The 18,776-nt window shown below is 68.4% G+C and carries 18 protein-coding genes; 3 read left to right on the plus strand and 15 right to left on the minus strand.

The window, feature by feature from the left end; all coding sequences use genetic code 11:
• Positions 1-3: 3 nt before the first annotated feature.
• The gene (locus DSM104443_RS17755; protein ID WP_171094636.1) at positions 4-1,020 is read left to right on the plus strand and encodes a S1C family serine protease; all 1,017 of its coding nucleotides are present in this window, start codon (positions 4-6) and stop codon (positions 1,018-1,020) included.
• A gap of 74 nt (positions 1,021-1,094) precedes the next feature.
• Positions 1,095-2,231: an MFS transporter gene (locus tag DSM104443_RS17760; RefSeq protein WP_171094638.1), complete on the plus strand. Its 1,137-nt coding sequence runs from the start codon at positions 1,095-1,097 to the stop codon at positions 2,229-2,231.
• Positions 2,232-2,335: 104 nt separating this feature from the next.
• Here DSM104443_RS17760 and DSM104443_RS17765 read toward each other — a convergent pair whose 3' ends face one another.
• Genes DSM104443_RS17765 through DSM104443_RS17775 form a run of 3 tightly spaced genes read right to left on the minus strand, consistent with a single transcriptional unit; the run spans position 2,336 to position 3,844 of the window.
• A complete protein-coding gene (locus DSM104443_RS17765; protein ID WP_171094640.1) occupies positions 2,336-2,752 on the minus strand; it encodes a DUF4019 domain-containing protein in 417 nt (138 codons plus the stop codon).
• An 18-nt stretch (positions 2,753-2,770) separates the two neighbouring features.
• Complete coding sequence (locus tag DSM104443_RS17770; protein WP_171094642.1) at positions 2,771-2,950, minus strand: type II toxin-antitoxin system antitoxin; 180 nt, start codon at positions 2,948-2,950, stop codon at positions 2,771-2,773.
• A 12-nt stretch (positions 2,951-2,962) separates the two neighbouring features.
• Positions 2,963-3,844, minus strand: a complete 882-nt coding sequence (locus DSM104443_RS17775; protein ID WP_171094644.1) for an SPFH domain-containing protein — start codon at positions 3,842-3,844, stop codon at positions 2,963-2,965.
• 97 nt (positions 3,845-3,941) lie between these two features.
• Here DSM104443_RS17775 and DSM104443_RS17780 point away from each other — a divergent pair, with 97 nt between their 5' ends.
• The gene (locus DSM104443_RS17780) at positions 3,942-4,742 is read left to right on the plus strand and encodes a hypothetical protein (protein WP_171094647.1); all 801 of its coding nucleotides are present in this window, start codon (positions 3,942-3,944) and stop codon (positions 4,740-4,742) included.
• Here the strand turns inward: DSM104443_RS17780 and DSM104443_RS17785 are convergent.
• The 12 genes from DSM104443_RS17785 to DSM104443_RS17840 all read right to left on the minus strand — a co-directional run bounded on the left by DSM104443_RS17785 (position 4,739) and on the right by DSM104443_RS17840 (position 18,702).
• Entirely contained in the window at positions 4,739-6,475 is a 1,737-nt protein-coding gene (locus DSM104443_RS17785; protein ID WP_171094649.1) for a M48 family metallopeptidase, read from the minus strand. The genes DSM104443_RS17780 and DSM104443_RS17785 overlap by 4 nt on opposite strands.
• Positions 6,469-7,596 (minus strand): alanine racemase, encoded by a 1,128-nt coding sequence (locus DSM104443_RS17790; protein WP_246232349.1) that lies wholly within the window; start codon positions 7,594-7,596, stop codon positions 6,469-6,471. The genes DSM104443_RS17785 and DSM104443_RS17790 overlap by 7 nt, the downstream gene beginning before the upstream one ends.
• Positions 7,593-8,072 carry a TIGR03067 domain-containing protein gene (locus tag DSM104443_RS17795; protein ID WP_171094651.1) on the minus strand — a complete coding sequence of 160 codons (480 nt, stop codon included), beginning with the start codon at positions 8,070-8,072 and terminating at the stop codon, positions 7,593-7,595. Before DSM104443_RS17795 ends, DSM104443_RS17790 begins: the two co-directional genes overlap by 4 nt.
• The gene (locus DSM104443_RS17800) at positions 8,072-9,040 is read right to left on the minus strand and encodes a tripartite tricarboxylate transporter substrate binding protein (protein WP_171094653.1); all 969 of its coding nucleotides are present in this window, start codon (positions 9,038-9,040) and stop codon (positions 8,072-8,074) included. The genes DSM104443_RS17795 and DSM104443_RS17800 overlap by 1 nt, the downstream gene beginning before the upstream one ends.
• A gap of 21 nt (positions 9,041-9,061) precedes the next feature.
• A complete protein-coding gene (locus tag DSM104443_RS17805) occupies positions 9,062-9,535 on the minus strand; it encodes a GNAT family N-acetyltransferase (protein WP_171094655.1) in 474 nt (157 codons plus the stop codon).
• Between the two features lie 90 nt (positions 9,536-9,625).
• Entirely contained in the window at positions 9,626-12,436 is a 2,811-nt protein-coding gene (fdhF, locus tag DSM104443_RS17810) for a formate dehydrogenase subunit alpha (protein ID WP_171094657.1), read from the minus strand.
• A gap of 3 nt (positions 12,437-12,439) precedes the next feature.
• Complete coding sequence (locus DSM104443_RS17815) at positions 12,440-14,125, minus strand: NAD(P)H-dependent oxidoreductase subunit E (protein ID WP_171094659.1); 1,686 nt, start codon at positions 14,123-14,125, stop codon at positions 12,440-12,442.
• Positions 14,126-14,260: 135 nt separating this feature from the next.
• Positions 14,261-15,415 carry an FAD-dependent oxidoreductase gene (locus DSM104443_RS17820; RefSeq protein WP_171094662.1) on the minus strand — a complete coding sequence of 385 codons (1,155 nt, stop codon included), beginning with the start codon at positions 15,413-15,415 and terminating at the stop codon, positions 14,261-14,263.
• Entirely contained in the window at positions 15,416-15,757 is a 342-nt protein-coding gene (locus DSM104443_RS17825; protein ID WP_171094663.1) for a hypothetical protein, read from the minus strand. It abuts the gene before it with no gap.
• A gap of 31 nt (positions 15,758-15,788) precedes the next feature.
• Positions 15,789-16,664 (minus strand): succinate--CoA ligase subunit alpha, encoded by an 876-nt coding sequence (sucD, locus tag DSM104443_RS17830; protein ID WP_171094665.1) that lies wholly within the window; start codon positions 16,662-16,664, stop codon positions 15,789-15,791.
• A gap of 70 nt (positions 16,665-16,734) precedes the next feature.
• Positions 16,735-17,901, minus strand: a complete 1,167-nt coding sequence (gene sucC / locus DSM104443_RS17835) for an ADP-forming succinate--CoA ligase subunit beta (RefSeq protein ID WP_171094667.1) — start codon at positions 17,899-17,901, stop codon at positions 16,735-16,737.
• Positions 17,902-18,015: 114 nt separating this feature from the next.
• The gene (locus DSM104443_RS17840; RefSeq protein ID WP_171094669.1) at positions 18,016-18,702 is read right to left on the minus strand and encodes a winged helix-turn-helix transcriptional regulator; all 687 of its coding nucleotides are present in this window, start codon (positions 18,700-18,702) and stop codon (positions 18,016-18,018) included.
• Positions 18,703-18,776: the final 74 nt, after the last annotated feature.

Consider the following 18,776-nt stretch of genomic DNA (forward strand, 5'->3'; position numbering starts at 1 on the left):
GCCATGATCCTGCGCACTTTCCTCGCCTGCATCGCCCTCGCTAGCACCTGCGCCTCCGCCGCCGTGGGCAAGCCCACGGACAAGCCCGGCAAGGAAGACGAGGGTTACCACCATCTCGTCGCCGCGGCCGGCTCCGTTGTCGCCGTGCGCACGCGCGCACTCTCCGACGCGCGCTCGGCCGACACGCTCGGCACCGAGCGCAGCGGCAGCGGCATCCTCATCGCCCCCAGCGGCCTCGTGCTCACCATCGGCTACCTCATCCTCGAGGCGGACAACGTCGAGATCACGGCGAGCAACGGCCGCACCGTTCCCGCCACCGTCGTCGCGTACGACCACGCCACCGGCTTCGGCCTGCTGCGTCCCATCGTGCCCGTCGATGTGAAGCCGATCCGCATGGGCAAGTCCGCGAGCGTCGAGGCGCTGGACCGCCTGATGATCGCCACGGCCACGGGCGAAGCGGTCTCGGTCGCGACCGTGGTCTCGAAGCGCCGCTTCGCCGGCTACTGGGAATACCTCATCGACGACGCGATCTTCACGTCCCCGCCGCGCCTCGACCACAGCGGCGCCGCGCTCATCAACAAGGAGGGCGAGCTGGTGGGCATCGGCTCGCTGCTCGTGATGGATGCGGCCACGCCCGGCCAGCGCCTGCCGGGCAACATGTTCGTTCCTGTCGACCTGCTGAAGCCGATCCTGGACGAGATGATCGCCACGGGGCGGCAGAAGGGCGGCGTGCGGCCCTGGCTCGGGCTCTCCTCGCTCGAGGACGACGGCGCCATCAAGGTGCTCCGCGTCTCCAGCGAAGGGCCGGCCGACCGCGCCGGCATCCGCCCCGGCGACGTGATCCTCTCAGTCTCGGGACAGAAGGTCGAGAAGCTCGCGGACTTCTACCGGCATCTCTGGGCGACGGGCGCACCCGGTGTGGAAGTGACGCTCAAGGTGCGCCAGGCCGGCGAGGTGCGCGACGTGAAGCTGCGCACCATCGACCGCTTCGAGTACGCGCGGAAGAAGCCCACGATCTGAGCGCCTCACCCCAGCACCGGCTGCGCCGGATCCTCTACGCGGCGGCCTTCCTGCGGGCGCTCGCCATCGGCCTGATGGCGGTGCTGGTCGGCCTCTACTGCGCGCGCCTCGGCTTCTCGGCCACGCAGATCGGCGGCGTGCTCTCCGCGGCGCTGTGGGGCGCGGCCCTCGCCGCCTTCATCACGCTCGTGATCGGCCCGCGCCTGCCGGAGCGCGCGATGCTGGTCGCATTGACGGGGCTTCCGATGCTGGGCGGGGCCGTGCTCATCTCGACCGATGCATTCCCGATCGTGCTCGTGGCCGCGTTCGTCGGCATGCTCAACATCCACGGGCGCGACCGGGGCGCGATCCCGATCCTCGAGCAGGCGCTCTTCCCCGCCACCACGACCGATGCGGACCGCACGCGCGTGTTCGCCTGGTACAACGTGCTGCTGGACAGCGGTTATGCGGTGGGCGGGCTCTTCGCCGCGGTGCCGACGCTGCTCGAATCGTCGTTCGGCATGGCGCCGCTGGAGGCGCTGCGCCTGGCGCTCGCCGCTTTCTGCGTGCTCTATTTCGCCGCGGCCGTGCTCTACATGCGGCTGCCCGCGATCGCCGACGACGTGAAGCCCGTCGGGATCTCGGAGCTCTCGCCCGAGAGCCGGCCGATCGTGACCAAGATCTCGCTGCTCTTCCTGCTGGATGCCTTCGGCGGCGGATTCATCGGCACCGCGCTCTTCGCGTACTTCTTCGCGGAGAAGTACGGGGCCAGCGCGGCCACGATCGCGATCCTCTTCAGCGCGGGGCGCGTGCTCTCGGCGTTCTCGCACCTGGCCGCGGCCTGGCTCGCGAAGAGGATCGGGCTCGTGAACACGATGGTGTTCACGCACGCGCCCACGTCGTTCCTGCTCTTCACGATCGTCGCGACGGATTCGTTCGCCTGGGCCGCGTTCTTCTTCCTGCTGCGCGAGGCGCTGAACGAGATGGATGTGCCCACGCGCCAGTCGTACGTGATGGCGGTGGTGCAGCCCCACGAACGGCTCGCCGTCTCCGGCATCACCAACCTCGTGCGCTCCTGCGGCTGGGCGCTGGCGCCAATGCTCGCGGGCGTGATGATGCAGCGCTTCGGCATCGGGGTGCCGCTGGTCGCCGCGGGCGTGGCGAAGCTCTCCTACGACTTCCTGCTGTGGCGCGAATTCCGGCGCCTCAAGGCCCCGGAAGAAATGGAATAGGCAGGGTCAGAGTGACGAGGGGGTTGGCGAAACCTTCTGGAACCAGCCGGTGTCCAGACATCGTTTCGCCAACCCCCTCGTCACTCTGACCCTGCCTCTTCACCTTACTTGATGAAGTAGCCGGCGACGCGCCAGGTGCCGTCCTTTTCCTTCACGGGGGTCACGGTCTCGATGGCGGCACGGTTCTCGAAGGACGTCTCGTACTGGATCACGACGTACTCGCCCTCCGGCACGTTGGGGAGGTTCTTCGTGTACTGGACAAGCCGGGTCTTGCGAGCCCCGGCAGTGCCCATCGGGCCGCGCGCGGCGACGAGGGCTTTCTCCCAGTCGTCGCGCTTGATGGCCTTCTGGAAGATCTCCGAGGAGATGTCCCAGCTCTTGCCGTACGCGCCCGCATCGACGGAGACGAGCCAGGCGCGCGCCGCTTCCTGCGCCGGGAGCGTATCGGTCTCGTCCTCGGCGCGGCCGGAGGAAACGGCGACCGCGATGGCGATCGCCAGGATGAAGTGGATGAATCGCATGGAGTCTCCCTTCCTTCGTCAGTCCTTGCGGGGTTTGCGGGTGGCCGCCGGCGCCGGCAGCCCGCGGCGGGCCAGCGCGTCGCGCAGGAGATATTCGATCTGCCCGTTCACGCTGCGAAGCTCGGCCTGCGCAAGGCGCTCGATCCCGGCCCACAGCTCGGGGTCGATTCGAAGCAGGAACGCCTTGCGATCGGCCATCGATACCGCGCCTTATTGGTAGAGCGTGCCGGTGTTGACCACGGGCTGCGCGTCGCGATCCGAGCACAGCACCACCATCAGGTTGGACACCATCGCGGCGCGGCGTTCGTCGTCCAGCTCCACGACATTCTTCTCCGAGAGCTGCTTCAGCGCCATCTCGACCATCGTCACCGCGCCGGTCACGATCTTGGTGCGCGCGGAGATCACGGCTTCGGCCTGCTGCCGGCGCAGCATCGCCCCGGCGATTTCGGGCGCATAGGCGAGGTGCGTGAGCTTGGCTTCCTGGACCGAGACGCCCGCCTGCTGCACGCGCGCCTGCAATTCGTTGCGCAGCGCGTCGGCCACGACGTCCGCGCCGCCGCGCAGCGTGACCTCGCTGCCGTGATCGCCCTCGCCCTCGTCGTAGTTGTAGCCGGTGGCGACGTGGCGCAGCGCCGACTCGCTCTGCACACGCACGAAGTTCTCGAAGTCCTCGACGTCGAACAGGGCCTGCGCCGTGTCCTCGACGCGCCACACCACCACGGCGCCGATCTCGACCGGGTTGCCGCGCTTGTCGTTCACCTTGAGGGTCTCGATGTTCTGGTTGCGCGCGCGGACGCTCACTCGCTTGCGGATGTTCCAGGGGAGCGTCCAGCGCAGGCCCGACTCGCGCTCGGTGCCGAGGTAGCTGCCGAAGAGCGTGAGGACGCCGGCCTGGTTGGGCTGAAGCATGAAGAAGCCGCCCGCGATGAAGCCGATGGCGAGGCCGCAAGCCACGATGAAGACGGGCTGTCGCACCAGGGTGATGAGGAAGACGAGGAGGACACCGAGCCCGATCGCGAGCAGCAGCATGAAAATGCCGTTGGCGGTGCTGGCGGGTTTCTCGAAGTTGCCGGACTTGCGGTAGTCGGACATGTGATGGCTCCCGGGCAGGGGGTGTGGCCCTGCTATTGATGTGATATCACTTTGCTACCAACCGGGGCCGGCTGTCAAGCGGGCCTAGAATCGGGGCATGGATACCCCCCTCACCCTCGATACGGCCACCCGCGCCGCGGCCAATGCCGCCGGACGCGTCGTGGTATGCGGTTCACACGGCGGCCTCTACCCGGCCTGGCTCCTGGCGCGGGCCCGCGTGCGCGCGGCGCTGCTCAACGATGCCGGCATCGGCAAGGACGGCGCCGGCCTCGGCGGCCTGCTGTGGCTGGAGAAGCTCGGCATCGCGGCGTGCGCGGTCGATCACGCCAGCGCCCGCATCGGCGATGCGGCCGACATGCTCGCGAACGGACGCCTTTCGCATGCGAACACCGTGGCGGCCGCGCTCGGCTGCAAGGCCGGAATGCCCTGCACGGAAGCGACGCAGCACCTGCACCGGGCGCATGCCTACGCCGGCGAAGTGCCCACGCTCGGGGAAGGCCGCGCGAAGATCCCGGCCTCGGGACATCGCGACGTGTGGGCGCTGGACTCCATCGCGCTCGTGCAGCCCGACGACCGGCGCGCGATCGTCATGACCGGCAGCCACGGCGGCCTCTTCGGCGGCCGCAACGACGACGTGGTGAAGGTCGATCTCTTCGCCGCCTTCTTCAACGACGCCGGCGGCGGCAAGGACGACGCGGGAATGTCGCGGCTGCCGGTGCTCGACGAGCGCGGCATCGCGGGCGCCACGGTCTCGGCCAACACGGCCCGCATCGGCGACGGACGCTCGACCTACGAGACGGGCGTGCTCTCGCGGGTCAACGGGATCGCGAACCGGCTCGGACTCGAGGAAGGGATGGCCGCGCGCGAGGCTGTTGCCCGGTTGCTGGGTCTTGCCTAGCGGAGCGGGTGCGCGAGCACGCCCGCGGGCAAGTCCTCGGTCGTGAAGTTCTTGCGCACGACCGCCATCTGGTCGAGCGGCACCACCGAGTGGAAGAGGGCCCGGTAGCGCCGCAGGATTTCCGTCTCGTCTTCGCCGTGCTGCTCGAGCTTCGCTGGGTCGAGCGCGATCGCGAGCGTCTGGGTCACGATCGTGACCGGCGGCTTGTCCACGGAGAAGATCGCCTGCCCCTCGCATTCGAGCAGGTAGGCGGCGCCCACGCACGGCTCGCCGGCCAGCGCCTCCGCGAAAAGGGCGTGCACGTCCGCGGGCAACGACGATGCCCGTCCCTCGCCGTCGTCCGCGCGGCGCTGTCCCGTGGCGACGGCGCGATCGAACTCGCTCCCGATGTTGTCGATCCAGGTGCGGCGGCGCCGCGCTTCCCGCTCGTCGCCGATGCGGTCGTAGTAAGCCGCCACGCAGCCGAACGCCGCGACCCGGAACGCGGGGGCCTCCCGTGCCAGCGTCTCGAGGATTTCCAGGCCGGCCGCATCGCCGGCGCCGAGCAGCGCGGCGCCAAGATCGCACGCGATGCGGCGGTCGGCGGGATTCGCCTCGTGCAGCCGGCGGAGGTCGTCAACTCCGTGGCGTCGTCCGAGGTGCCGCAATCGCAGGTGCTCGAGGCGCCATCCGCCGCCCATCTCGCGCACCCATCGCTCGTTGAACTCGGCCAGCAGCGCGGGCCATGCCGCACCGACCAGCGCTTCGCCGGCCGAGTCCGAGGGCACGTCGATGACGGCCGGCTCGCCGATCGCGGCCAGGCGCTCGTGCAGGCTGGGGTGCGTATCGACGAGGCTCGAGGGCCGGGCCAGGGATTCGTCGAGCCATGCCCGCAGGTCCGTTGCCGGGCACTCGCAAGCACCGCGCGCGAAGCGCTCGTGATAGTCGCGCGGCGGAACGGCCTCGCGGGCTTGCCAATCCGCCAGCTCGGGGTCGAACCGCCGCGATTCGAACACGGAAGCGATGGCGATCCACGAGAGCGCGGATGCAAACGCGGGGCCGCCGACGGCGCGTGCCGCATCCGCGTCCGCCTCGTATTCACAGCGCCTCGAGTACTCGAAGCTGCGCCGGCTGAAGAGGGGCACGAAGCGCTTCGCGAACCACACGGCCGCCTGGTCCAGCGCGTTGTCGGAGTCCTGGAGGTACGCCGCATGCTCGAGCCAGCCCGAGCGAGCGCGGTAGATCCAGTGGCCGAAGCGCCCGTGACGCCGGGAGAAGTGGCCCAGCTCGTGCGCCATCACGGCCAGGACCTGCGCGCGGCTCATCGCGGCCAGCAGCGGAACGCCGATCGTCATGACGCAGCGCGTGCCGAACAGTCCGAAGAAGCCCCGGGTCTCCACGACGCTCGCGTTGAAGTCGCCATCCACGTGCACGACCATGCGGCCGGGCACGCCGATCTTCTTCCGCAGGTCGTCGAGCGCCGCATGCAGGGCCGGGGCCTCGGTGGCATCGAGCACGCGGCCGTCGATCCGGAAAGACGGCCGCAGGATCCACGCGATGAGCACGATCCCGGCGGCTCCGGCGTAGTAGATGAAGACGTTGTTCATCCACAGCATGCCGATCAGCATCGGCAGCGCGATCGGGAAGACCTGCGAGGCGGTCAGCGCCGCATCGCCGGCCAGCGCGAGAACCGCGAGGCCCACGGCGCTTTCGCGCTTCGCGGGACCCGGCCGCGCTTCCGTGCGCGTCACCATCCGTTGAATCGGTCCCAGCGGGCCTCGACTTCGGCGCCGCCGCCGTTCACCACTTCGTAGCGCGCGTGCTGCGCTCCGGTGGCACAGGCGTGGTTCGGGAAAATCCGCAGCTGCGTTCCGACGGGGAACCTCGAGATGTCCGCCGCCCCGCCACCGCGCCGCGCGATGATGCCGTGCTCCTGGTTCGTCTCCACCACGACGAGGTCGCCGAACGCGCGTCCGTTCGCATCCGCCACCAGCCCATAGCCTTGATCCACGGCCTGGTTCGCGGTGCCGCGGTCGCGCGAGAGGGCCATCCATCCGGCGTCGGTGATGACCCACCCCTTTTCCGCTTGATGGCCGATCACGGTGGCGAGCACCGAGAGCGCGAGGTCTTCGACACGGCACACGCCGAGCCCGGCCATCACGAGATCCATGAACATGTAGACCCCGGCGCGCACCTCGGTGACGCCTTCGAAGGAGTCGCCGAACATCGCGGTGGGCGTCGAGCCCACGCTCACGACGGGACACGCGTGCCCCGCGGCTCGAAGCCGCGAGGCCGCCGTGACGACGCCCTCCCGTTCACGCTTCGCCCATGCGCGGATCTCATCCAGGGAACGCGAGCCGTACGAGTTGCCCGCATGCGTCATCACGCCGCACAGGTTCTCGCGGAGCACATCGCCGATCTCGATCAGCTCCGCCGCATCGGGCTTCACGCCGGCGCGATGGCCATCGGTGTCGATCTCCACCAACGCCGGCAGCGCGAGGCCCTCCGCACGGCAGAAGGCATCGAGGCTGCGCGCGGCCTGGGCACTGTCGAGGATCACGCCGAGCTCGCAGCCCGCGCGTCGCAACGCAGCCGCCCTCGCGAGCTTGTTGGGCGCGATGCCCACGGCATAGAGGATGTCGGTGAAGCCGTGGCCGAAGAACCACTCCGCTTCCTTGAGCGTGGAGACCGTGATCGGCCCCGGCGTGCCGCCCAGGGCGATGCGCGCGGCCTCGTGCGACTTCGCGGTCTTCACGTGGGGACGAAGGGCCACGCCCATCGTAGCGAGGCGATCGCGAAGGCGCGCGCAGTTGCGCTCGACCTTCATGCGGTCGACGACGAGCGCGGGTGTCTCGACGTCGCGCAGCGTGCTCAACGTCGTTTGTAGATCACTCGGAAGAGGTTCGTGCCCTCGAACGTGATGAACGCCGCGGGGCGCGACTTGCCGTCGAGGTCGTAGCAGGCCTCGAGCGTGCTCTCGCCGATCATGCGGTAGATCACCGGATAGCGCTTGCCCTTGCTCGGGCCTTCCTCGCCGATGACGTCGAAGGACTTCGGATCGCCGCCGAGGAACACGAGGCGGCCGCGGTCCGTGCCTTGCGGAGCCCCGTAGACGACGTAGCGGTCGCCCTTCACTTCGAGGCGGAAGTCCTGTCCGAACTTGAACTCCTTGCCGCCGAGCTCCGCGAGCACCGGCGTCCAGTTGCCGTTGAGCGCCGGGTCGGCCGGAGCGGTGGAGACGGGGCCCGACGCAGTGGCCGATGTCGACGCACCCGAGGAGGACGGCGCGGTCGAATCCGTGGCACAACCCGCGACAAGAGCCAGCAGCAAACCGCAAGCAACGATACGCATCAATCCCCCGCCCTGATGTTGTTGTCCTTGACGACCTTCGCCCAGCGCGCGATCTCGCCACGCAGGAACCGGTCGAGATCCGCCGGGCCGCCGCCCAGTACGTCCATGCCCTGCGCTCCGAGCTTCTCGGCGACGCCGGGGTCCTTGAGGGCCTTCGCGATCTCTTCGTGGATGCGCTGGACCATCGCCGGCGGCGTCTTCGCCGGGACAATGATGCCCCACCACGCGAGCGCCGAGAATCCCGGCACGCCCTGCTCCGCCACGGGCTTCACGCCGGGGAGCTGCTGCGAGGGCGAAGGCGACGTGACGCCGAGCGCCTTCACGCGCCCGCCCTTCACGTGCGGCGTCACGAGGAACACGGTGCCGATGGCGAGCGGCACCTGCCCGCCAACCGCGTCGTTCATCAACGGCCCACCGCCCTTGTAGGGGATGTGCGTCATCTCGACCTTGAGCTGGTTCGCGATCTGCGTCATCGCGAGGTGGCCGAGGCTGCCCGAGCCGATGGAGCCGTACGAGATGCTGCCCGGCTTCGCCTTCGCCGCGGCGATCACGTCGGCGAAGCTCGCGTAGGGCTGGCTCGAGTGGGCGACGATCGCCATGGGCGACGTGCCCACGAGCGTCACGGGTGCCAGGTCGGTCAGCGTATCGAACGGCATGTTGGGGATGAGCGAGGGGTTCACGCCGTGCGTGTCGAACACCACGCCGATCGTGTAGCCATCGGGCGGCGAGGACGCGACGTTCGCGGCACCGATGGAACCCGAGGCCCCGCCCTTGTTCTCGACCACGAAGGGCTGGCCGGTCTGCACCTGGAGCTGCTGGGCGAGGATGCGGGCGACCTGGTCCACCGACCCGCCGGGCGGGAAGACGGCGATCACCTTCACCGGTTTCGAGGGCCACGCCTGGGCGTGTGCGTGGGGGGCAAGCAGGACGGCGCAGGCCGCGGCCAGGGCCGCGAGGCATCTCTTCATGGTGTTCCTCCTGCCCCTATTCTAGAGTGCCAGGCGCATGACGCGCTCTTCGCCCGCCATCTCGCCGGTTTCGACGAAACCGTGGCGGGCGTAGAAGCCACGCGGGTTGCCATTCTCGGGGACGAAGGAGAGCAGCATCACCTTGGCGGGGGCTCGCGTGCGGGCATAGGCGATCAGGAGCTCGATCGCCTGCGCGCCGTAGCCTTTGCCCTGGTGATCGGCGGCAATCATGAAGCGCCACAGGCCGACATAGGGCTCGACCTTGTACGTGTCGTCCGCGTTGGCCGGGTCCTTGGTGTGGTCTTCCAGCATCGCGAATCCCACGGGCTCCTCGCCCGCCGCGATGCCGAACATCGTCGCCTCGGGATGGAAGTGCGCCTGGGCCATCGACACCGAATTCAGCGCGACGAACGTCTCCTGCTCCGGCGCGACCTTGAGGCGCATGAACGGGCGGTAGTTCTCGCGGGTAAGGGGGATCAGGGAAACCGTTGCCATGGCCGGCACTGTACCAACGAATAAAGGGGTCAGACCACTTCATTGCGGCAAGCAATGAAGTGGTCTGACCCCTTTATTCGGACCCTTTATTCAGTCGGCGGCGAAGGACTGGCCGCCGCCGTAGCTGGCGAGCTCGGTGCGCGTTCCGCCCTTGCTCACCTTCACGGCGCAGTACTTGACCTCGGCGATCTTGCCGAACGGATCGAGCGCCGGGTTGGTGAGCTGGTTGGCCGCCGCCTCGTAGAAGGCGAACGGGATGAAGACGGTCTGGCGCGGCGTGCCGTCGTCCACGCGGGCGACCAGCGCGATCTCGCCGCGCCGCGACGCGACCGTGATGGTGTCTCCGGCCACGGCACCGATCGCATCGAGGTCCAGCGGATGGATCGAGCATACGGCCTGCGGCTCCAGGGCATCGAGCACCGAGGCCCTGCGGGTCATCGAGCCCGTGTGCCAGTGCTCGAGCTGCCGGCCGGTGATCAGCACGAACGGATACTCCGCGTCGGGACGCTCGTTGGCCGGGATCAGGTCGGCGGGCACGAAGCGCGCCTTGCCGTCCTTGGTCGGGAACGCATCGACGAACACGACGGACTGACCCGGATCGTCTTCGGTGCGGCAGGGATACGTGACGCTCGACTGCGCTTCCACGCGATCCCAGGTGATGCCGGTGATGTTGTTCATCGCCCTGCGCATCTCGTCGTAGACCTCGGCGACGCCGCTTTCCGGACCCTTGTAGTCCCACCCGCAGCCCAGGCGGTTGGCGAGCTGCTGGATGATGATCAGGTCCTGGCGCGCATCGCCCGGCATGTCGAGGGCGCGACGGCCCATCTGCACCATGCGGTCGGTGTTGGTGACGGTGCCGGTCTTCTCGGGCCACGCCGAAGCGGGCAGCACGACATCGGCGAGGTACGCGGTCTCGGTGAGGAAGATGTCCTGCACGACGAGGCAGTCGAGGTTCGCGAGGCCCTCGCGCGCGTGGTGCGCGTTCGGATCCGACATCGCGGGGTTCTCGCCCATCACGTACATGCCGCGGATCTTGCCTTCGCACGCGGCGTCCATGATCTCCACGACCGTGAGGCCGGGCTTGTGGTCCAACGTGCGGTTCCAGAACTTCTCGAAGCGCGCGATCGCATCCGGGTTGTCCACGCGCTGGTAGTCCGGATACATCATCGGGATCAGGCCCGCGTCGGAGGCTCCCTGCACGTTGTTCTGGCCGCGCAGCGGGTGCAGCCCCGAGCCCGGCTTGCCGATCTGCCCGGTCATCAGCGTGAGCGCGATCAGGCAACGCGCGTTGTCCGTGCCGTGCACGTGCTGCGAGATGCCCATGCCCCAGAGGATGATCGAGGCCTTCGAGGTGGCGTAGGCGCGGGCGCACTCGCGGATCGTCTCCGCGGGGATGCCGCAGATCGGCCCCATCACCTCGGGGCTGAAGCCCTTGGAATTCTCCTTCAGCGCCTCGAAGCCCGTCGTGCGCGTGCGGATGAACTCCGGATCGCAGAGGTTCTCCTCGAGGATGGTGTAGATCATCGCGTTCAGCAGCGCGACGTCGGTATCCGCCGTGAACTGGAGGTTGCGCCAGGCGTGGCGCGCGATCTCCGTCTTGCGCGGATCGGCGACGATCAGCTTGGCGCCGCGGCGCGTGGCGTTCTTGATCCACGTGGCGGCCACCGGGTGGTTCGACGTGGGGTTGGAGCCGATGAGGAAGATCACCTCGGCGAACTCGACGTCGGAGACCTGGTTCGACACCGCGCCGGAGCCCACGCCTTCCAGCAGCGCCACGACCGAGGACGCATGGCAGAGGCGCGTGCAGTGGTCGACGTTGTTGGTGCCGAAGCCCGTGCGCACCAGCTTCTGGAAGAGATACGCCTCCTCGTTCGAGCCCTTCGCGCTGCCGAAGCCGGCGAGCGCGGACGGGCCGACCGTATCGCGGACCTTCTTCAGCCCGTTGGCGGCGTAGTCGAGCGCTTCCTCCCACGTGGCTTCGCGGAACACCTCGTCCCACTTGAGCGGGTCGACCTTGAACTCCGCGTGCTTGGGCGCATCGGCGCGGCGGATGAGCGGCTTGGTGAGGCGCTGGGGGTTCGACACGTAGTCGAAGCCGAAGCGGCCCTTCACGCACAGGCGCTCGTGGTTCGCGGGGCCGTCGCGGCCCTCGACGCGCACGATCGTGTTGTCCTTCACGTGGTAGGTGAGCTGGCAGCCGACGCCGCAGTACGGGCAGACGGAATCGACGGTCTTGTCGGCCTTGATCGCGTACGCGTTCTTCGCCGGCGCGAGCGCGCCCGTGGGGCAGGCCTGCACGCACTCGCCGCAGGCGACACACGTGGAATCCCCCATGGGATCGCCGAGATCGAAGACGATCTTCGCCTCGGCCCCACGGAAGGCATAGCCGATGACGTCGTTGTTCTGTTCCTCGCGGCAGGCGCGCACGCAGCGCGTGCACTGGATGCAGGCGTCGAGGTTCACGCTCATCGCCGGGTGCGAGGGATCCGACACCGGCTGCTCGCGCGCCGGAAAGCGCGATCTGGACACGCCCAGCTTCGCGGACCAGTCGCTCAATTCATTCGCGCCGGGCTTCAGGTCCACGCCCGGGGCGTCGGCCTGCAGCAGCTCGAGGATGAGCTTCTGCGAGTGCACCGCGCGCGCCGAGGTGGATTGCACTTCCATGCCCTTGGCGGGATTGCGGCAGCACGACGGGGCCAGTACGCGCTCGCCCTTGATCTCCACCACGCACGCGCGGCAGTTGCCGTCCGGGCGATAGCCCTCCTTGTAGCAGAGGTGGGGGATGTCGGTGCCGTAACGCTTGGCGGCCTGGATGATGGTCTCGCCGGCGAAGGCCGAGATCGTCTCGCCATTGAGCTTGAACTCGATGGTTTCCGCGCCGACCAGCTCGTTCATCTTCATGGTTCAGACCTCATGCGGGAAGTGCTTCGCCACGCATCGAATCGGATTGGGCGCCGCCTGGCCGAGGCCGCAGATCGACGCATCCGCCATAGCCTGTGACAGCTCTTCCAGCAAACCGTTGTCCCACTTCTTCGCTTCCATCAGGTGCGCGGCCTTCGAGGTGCCCACGCGGCAGGGCGTGCATTGGCCGCAGGACTCGTGCTCGAAGAAGCGCATCAGGTTCGTGGCCGCGTCTCGCGCCTTGTCGTGCTTCGACAGGATGATCACGGCCGCGGAGCCGATGAAGCAACCATGGGGCTGGAGTGTGTCGAAATCCAGGGGGATGTCGCCCATCGACTCGGGCAGGATGCCACCCGAGGCTCCACCCGGCAGGTACGCGTAGAACTCGTGCCCCGGCGCCATGCCGCCGCAGTATTCGGCGATGAGCTCCTTCACCGTGATGCCGGCCGGCGCGAGATGCACGCCCGGCTTCGCGACGCGGCCCGAGACCGAGAACGAGCGCAGCCCCTTGCGGCCGTTACGGCCGTGCGAGGCGAACCAACCGGCGCCTTTCTCGAGGATGTCTCGCACCCAGTGGAGCGTCTCCATGTTGTGCTCGAGCGTCGGGCGGCCGAAGAGGCCCACTTGCGCCACGTACGGCGGGCGCAGGCGCGGCATTCCCTTCTTGCCTTCGATCGATTCGATCATCGCGGACTCTTCGCCGCAGATGTAGGCGCCGGCGCCGCGGCGCAGCTGGATGTGCGGCAGCGGACGCGCGGGCGGATCGGCCTTCAACGCGGCGATCTCACGCTCGAGCGTTTCGCGGCACGCGTGGTATTCGTCGCGCAGGTAGATCCAGATCGACTCGATGCCCACGGCCCACGCGGCGACCAGCATGCCTTCGAGGAAGCGGTGCGGATCGCGCTCGAGGTAGTGGCGGTCCTTGAACGTGCCGGGCTCGCCTTCGTCGATGTTGATCGCCATGTAGCGGGGGCCGGCCTCGCCGCGCACGATGCGCCACTTGCGTCCGGTGGGGAAGCCCGCGCCGCCGAGGCCGCGCAGACCCGCGTCTTCCATCGTCTTCAATACGGATTCGAGCTCGCGCTTGCCGGAGAGGCAATCGAGCCAGGTCTGATAGCCGCCGTCCTTGCGATACGCCGCATAGTCGATGTGCGGGGTGGCGGGCGCTTTCGCGGTTCCCGTCTTGACCGCGGCCATCACGTTCTCCGCCGTCGCGTGGCCGAACGCGTTGTGGCCCACGCACACCGCGGGGGCCTCGGCGCAACGCCCGATGCACGGCGCCGCGATCACGCGCACGTCCGGGCCGAGCGTGGCCTTCAGTTTTTCCATCATCGGCATCGCACCGGCCATCGCGCACGACAGCGTCTCGCACACGCGCACGGTGAGCGCCGCGGGGCTGGACTCGCCCTCCTTCACCACGTCGAAGTGGTGGTAGAACGTCGCGACCTCGTAGACCTCCGCCATCGAGAGCTTCATCGCTTCGGCGAGCGCGGCGAGGTGCTGTGCGGAGAGCTGGTTGTAGCGATCCTGGATGCGGTGCAGGTTCTCGATCAGGTATTCGCGCTGCAGCGGCGCGCCCTGGAGCAGCTGCGCGATCTCGTCGCGCGCACCAGCATCGACCGGCCGGCCCTTCGGCGTGGACCGGGCCTTGCGGATCTTGTTGATGGGTATGACGACGCGGTCGTTCATTTCGGGGCAGGTTCCTGGAAAGTCGGGACCGCCTTAGCTGGGGGTCCGGAAGCCTCACCCTGCGCCTCGGCGCAATGGCTTGGAAATCAGGTCATTAGGTTACCGAAAAGGCCTTCCCGGGGGGCTTGATCGGAGTCAAGGCCGCAGCCGGCCCCCGAGGATGCCGGTCTTGTGTCCCGTGAGGGTGGCGAGAGTCTCCCAGCCCACGTAAGGCCATTCGGCCGCGTAGCCCATGAAACCGTCACGAAACAGCCCCAGGACGCGCCCTTCCGACTGGAAGAAGGGGGTCAGCATGCGGCTCGCCCACTGGTAGTAGGCGACATGGTTCCGGCGGGATTTTGCATATGTCGCGAGCGCCCGGGGCACGTCGGGCTCTGCTTCGAGGGCCGCGCAGAGCGCTTCGGCATCCATCAAAGCGAGCGTGGCGCCCTGCCCCAGCTGCGGGCTGGTGCCGTGCGCCGCGTCGCCCGCAAGCCCGATGTGCCCTCTCGACCACGGCGTCACTCGAACATCCGCGTACGCACCGATCGACAGCGCGTCGAAATTGCCGAGGCATTCAGTGGCCGCGTGCGCCTCGGGCCAATGGCCCCGCACATCGTCACGCCACGCCGTCCATCCGCGCGCCTTCAGGGCCTCGATGCGATCGAGCTTCTCGCTCCAGAACATCGTGAGGTATGGGCCGTTGCCGGCGGCATCGCGGCCGATCGGCATCATGCCCATCATCCGGCGCGTGCCGTCGAAGCGCTGCGCGAGCGTATCGCCGCGCCAGCCGGCCGGCATCGGCACGTTGGCCCACAACGCGCCCCATTCGTAGAAATGCGTGCGGTCGTCGAAGCCCAGGGCCTTGCGCAGGGCCGTGCGCGATCCGGAAGTGACGAGGCCCAGGTCGCAATCGCGGAACGCTTCCGCGTCCTTCACCTCGACGCCGCCCTCGATCGCAACACCGTCGGCGAGCGCGGTCTCCTGCAGCAGGTGCCACAGCGCTCCGCGATGCACGCCGAGGCCGAAGCAACCCGGTTCCCACTTCGCGTAGTCGAGCGCGAGGACGCTGCGGCCCGAGCGCGTGCGGCCATCGAGGCCGGTGACGCGCGCTCCGCGCTCGAGCATGCGATCGAGCAGGCCCATGCGGCGCAGGACCGCGAGGCCGGGGGGTTGCAGCAGCAGGCCCGAGCCGATCGGCGAAGGCTCGCTCGCGCGCTCGAGCACGCGCACCCTCCAGCCGGAGCGGCGAAGGAGGATTGCTGCGGAAAGTCCTGCGATGCCCGCGCCGACGATCGCGGCGCGCGGCACCTACCGGCCCATGCGGCGGTTGTAGGCCTCGGCCATGCGATCGGTAAGGCCGGGCGCCTTGTTGTCCGGATCGCGCGCCTTCATCTCGACGCCCACGCGGCCGTCGGGCCGCATGCGCACCTCGATGATCCCTTCGACATTGCCGCGCGTGCCGCGGAGCGTCCCGGTGGAGCGATCGGCCGTCACGACGGTGAGGCCCACGTCCTGCAAGGCACCGGTGGCCGCGGCGAACGGTTGCTCCATCGGATCGACCGGGACGGGCGCCGGATACGGATAGACGTAGCAGCCGGCGAGGCCCAGCGCCACGGCGAGCGCGCATGCAAGACGGATCACTGCGTTCATCCCGGCTCCTTCGGGCGAAAGCGCCCCGCGCCTAGAGTACGCTTTTCAGCAGCTCGCCCATCTTCGCGGGGTTCTTCGTGACCTTGATCCCGCACGCTTCCATCACCGCGAGCTTCTCCTGCGCCGTGCCCTTGCCGCCGGAGATGATGGCGCCCGCATGGCCCATGCGCTTGCCCGGGGGCGCGGTGACGCCGGCGATGAAGCCCACGACGGGCTTCTTCATGTTCGCCTTCACCCACTCCGCGGCCGTCTCCTCGTCGCTGCCGCCGATCTCGCCGATCATGATCACGGCGTCCGTCTCCGGATCGTCGTTGAACATCTTCAGGACATCGATATGCTTCAAGCCATTCACCGGGTCGCCGCCCGTGCCGACCGCGGACGACTGGCCCAGGCCGAGCGCCGTCAGCTGCCCCACCGCTTCGTACGTGAGCGTGCCCGAGCGCGACACGACGCCGATGCGGCCCTTGCGGCAGATGTGGCCCGGCATGATGCCGATCTTGATCTCGTCGGGCGTGATGAGCCCCGGGCAGTTGGGCCCGAGCAGGAGCGTCTTCTTGCCCTGCATCTTGTAGCGCGTCTTGATCATGTCGCGCACCGGGATGCCCTCGGTGATGCAGATCACGAACTCGATGCCCGCCTCGACGGCCTCGTCGATCGCGGCGGCCGCGTAGGGCGGCGGCACGTAGATCACGGAGACGGTGGCGCCGGTGGCGGACTTCGCGTCGGCGACCGTGTTGTAGATCGGGATGCCCTCGAAGTCCTGGCCGCCCTTGCCGGGCGTGACGCCCGCGACGAAGCAGTTCTTCCCGTTCGCGTACTCGCGGCACATCTTCGTGTGGAACTGGCCGGTCTTCCCGGTGATGCCCTGGGTGATGACCTTGGAATCTTTGTTGATCAGGATCGACATGATTTTCCCTGTTGTCATTCCCGCGTAGGCGGGAATCCAGCCTGGGCCCCCGCCTACGCGGGGGCGACGATTATTTTCCCTTGGCGGCGGCGACGGCTTTTTCCGCCGCGTCACCCATGTTGGAAGCGGAGATGATCGGCAGGCCCGAATCCTTGAGGATCTGCTTGCCGAGCTCCACGTTGGTGCCCTCGAGGCGCACGACCAGCGGCACCTTGAGCGCGACCTGCTTGGCCGCCGTCACGACGCCGTTGGCGATGGTGTCGCACTTCATGATGCCGCCGAAGATGTTCACGAGGATCGCCTTCACCTCGGGGTTCTTCAGCATGATCTTGAAGGCCTCGGTCACCTTCTCGGCCGTGGCGCCTCCGCCGACGTCGAGGAAGTTCGCGGGGCTGCCGCCGTAGAGCTTGATCGTGTCCATCGTCGCCATCGCGAGGCCGGCGCCGTTCACGAGGCAGCCGATGTTGCCGTCGAGGGAGATGTAGGTGAGATCGAACTTCGAGGCCTCGATCTCGGCGGCGTCCTCTTCATCGAGGTCGCGGTAGGCCACGACGTCCTTGTGGCGGTAGAGCGCGTTCGAATCGAAGTTCAGCTTCGCGTCGAGCGCGATCACCTTGCCGTCGCCGGTCACGATGAGCGGGTTGATCTCGGCGAGCGAGCAATCCTCCTCGTCGAAGACCTTGTAGAAGTTCTTCAGGAGATCGCGGGCCTGCGCGACCGAACCCTCGGGCACGCCGATCTTGCGAGCGATGCCCTCGGCCTCCGCGTCCTTCAGGCCCGTGCCCGGGTCGATCGCCACGCGGTGGATCTTCTCCGGCGTGTTGTGCGCGACTTCCTCGATGTCCATGCCGCCCTCGGACGAGGCCATGAGCGTTGCGCGCTGCGTCACGCGATCGACGACCATCGCGACGTAGAGCTCCTTCTTGATGTCCGCGCCTTCCTCGATGTAGAGGCGCTTCACCAGCTTGCCCGCGGGACCGGTCTGGTGCGTGATGAGCGTCATGCCGAGGAGCTGCTTCGCGTACTGCTCGACTTCGGCGATGGACTTCGCGACCTTCACGCCGCCGCCCTTGCCGCGGCCGCCGGCGTGGATCTGGGCCTTCACCACCCAGACCTTGCCGCCCAGCTCGTTCGCGGCCTTCACGGCCTCGGGGACGGAGAACGCGGCGATGCCGCGCGGCGTGGGCACGCCGTATTTCCGGAAGATTTCCTTGCCCTGGTATTCGTGGATGTTCATGGGGGTTCCTGCGAGCGGGGTGTCTGCGGACTTGCGATGTGCGGCGATTCTAGCAGCGAGGGCGCATCGCCCCGCCTTGACTTGGGGCAAGCGCGGGGCGCGGCGGGCCCGGGATCATTTGACGACGGCGCGGCGTGTCGGGGCGAAGGCGCTCGTCCCGAGCCAGCGCCACAAGGCCTTCGCCTCGCGCGGGCCGCCCTCGACGCGGATGTCATGCGACCGCAATGCTTGCTGGGGCGTGCGGTCGCCGGTCCACACTTCCGTGAGGGCGCGCACCGACGCATCGACCACGAGCGTGGGCTCGCGCCCCGGATCGTCGCGGCACAGGTCGGCCACGCCGTCCTGCACCACGAGCCACCACGTGCGCTCACCGGCGCGCGCATCGCGAAGCTGGAAGTGGATGACGACCGGCTTCGCCGGAAACTCCTCGACCCGCGCGAAGCGCCGCATGTCCCACATCAGCAGTCCCGCGTCGAGCTCGTCGTCGCGCAGGCGGCTGCCGATCCATCGCGCGCCCCAATGCCCGAGCGCCATCACGATCGGCCGCAAGTCCTCGCCGGCTTCGGTCAGCCCGTATTCCCAGACCTTCCCGGAGACCGTGCGGCGGACGATGCCGAATTCCTCGAGGCGGCGCAGGCGCTGCGCGAGCAGGCCCGTGGACATGCGCGGCACGCCCCTGTGCAAATCATTGAAACGCCGGCTGCCGCACAGCAGCTCGCGCACGACGAGCGGCGTCCACCGCTCGCAGAGCACCTCGGCGCTGCGCGAGACGGTGCAGAACTGGATCGCGCTCTTTTCCATGGTCGCCCTCCAAAGCCCCAAACGCTTCGGATTCTGAACTGGCCCTTGCGGCGCGTCACGCGCAAAGTTCGGCC

The sequence above is a fragment of the Usitatibacter rugosus genome (assembly GCF_013003965.1).
GTDB lineage: Bacteria > Pseudomonadota > Gammaproteobacteria > Burkholderiales > Usitatibacteraceae > Usitatibacter > Usitatibacter rugosus.

Excerpts from the sequence above, each read along its gene's own strand:
- DSM104443_RS17755 (WP_171094636.1), top strand. The coding sequence starts at position 4 with ATGATCCTGCGCACTTTCCTCGCCTGCATCGCCCTCGCTAGCACCTGC.
- DSM104443_RS17760 (WP_171094638.1), top strand. The coding sequence starts at position 1,095 with ATGGCGGTGCTGGTCGGCCTCTACTGCGCGCGCCTCGGCTTCTCGGCC.
- DSM104443_RS17765 (WP_171094640.1), bottom strand. The coding sequence starts at position 2,752 with ATGCGATTCATCCACTTCATCCTGGCGATCGCCATCGCGGTCGCCGTT.
- DSM104443_RS17770 (WP_171094642.1), bottom strand. The coding sequence starts at position 2,950 with ATGGCCGATCGCAAGGCGTTCCTGCTTCGAATCGACCCCGAGCTGTGG.
- DSM104443_RS17775 (WP_171094644.1), bottom strand. The coding sequence starts at position 3,844 with ATGTCCGACTACCGCAAGTCCGGCAACTTCGAGAAACCCGCCAGCACC.
- DSM104443_RS17780 (WP_171094647.1), top strand. The coding sequence starts at position 3,942 with ATGGATACCCCCCTCACCCTCGATACGGCCACCCGCGCCGCGGCCAAT.
- DSM104443_RS17785 (WP_171094649.1), bottom strand. The coding sequence starts at position 6,475 with ATGGTGACGCGCACGGAAGCGCGGCCGGGTCCCGCGAAGCGCGAAAGC.
- DSM104443_RS17795 (WP_171094651.1), bottom strand. The coding sequence starts at position 8,072 with ATGCGTATCGTTGCTTGCGGTTTGCTGCTGGCTCTTGTCGCGGGTTGT.
- DSM104443_RS17800 (WP_171094653.1), bottom strand. The coding sequence starts at position 9,040 with ATGAAGAGATGCCTCGCGGCCCTGGCCGCGGCCTGCGCCGTCCTGCTT.
- DSM104443_RS17805 (WP_171094655.1), bottom strand. The coding sequence starts at position 9,535 with ATGGCAACGGTTTCCCTGATCCCCCTTACCCGCGAGAACTACCGCCCG.
- fdhF (WP_171094657.1), bottom strand. The coding sequence starts at position 12,436 with ATGAAGATGAACGAGCTGGTCGGCGCGGAAACCATCGAGTTCAAGCTC.
- DSM104443_RS17815 (WP_171094659.1), bottom strand. The coding sequence starts at position 14,125 with ATGAACGACCGCGTCGTCATACCCATCAACAAGATCCGCAAGGCCCGG.
- DSM104443_RS17825 (WP_171094663.1), bottom strand. The coding sequence starts at position 15,757 with ATGAACGCAGTGATCCGTCTTGCATGCGCGCTCGCCGTGGCGCTGGGC.
- sucD (WP_171094665.1), bottom strand. The coding sequence starts at position 16,664 with ATGTCGATCCTGATCAACAAAGATTCCAAGGTCATCACCCAGGGCATC.
- sucC (WP_171094667.1), bottom strand. The coding sequence starts at position 17,901 with ATGAACATCCACGAATACCAGGGCAAGGAAATCTTCCGGAAATACGGC.
- DSM104443_RS17840 (WP_171094669.1), bottom strand. The coding sequence starts at position 18,702 with ATGGAAAAGAGCGCGATCCAGTTCTGCACCGTCTCGCGCAGCGCCGAG.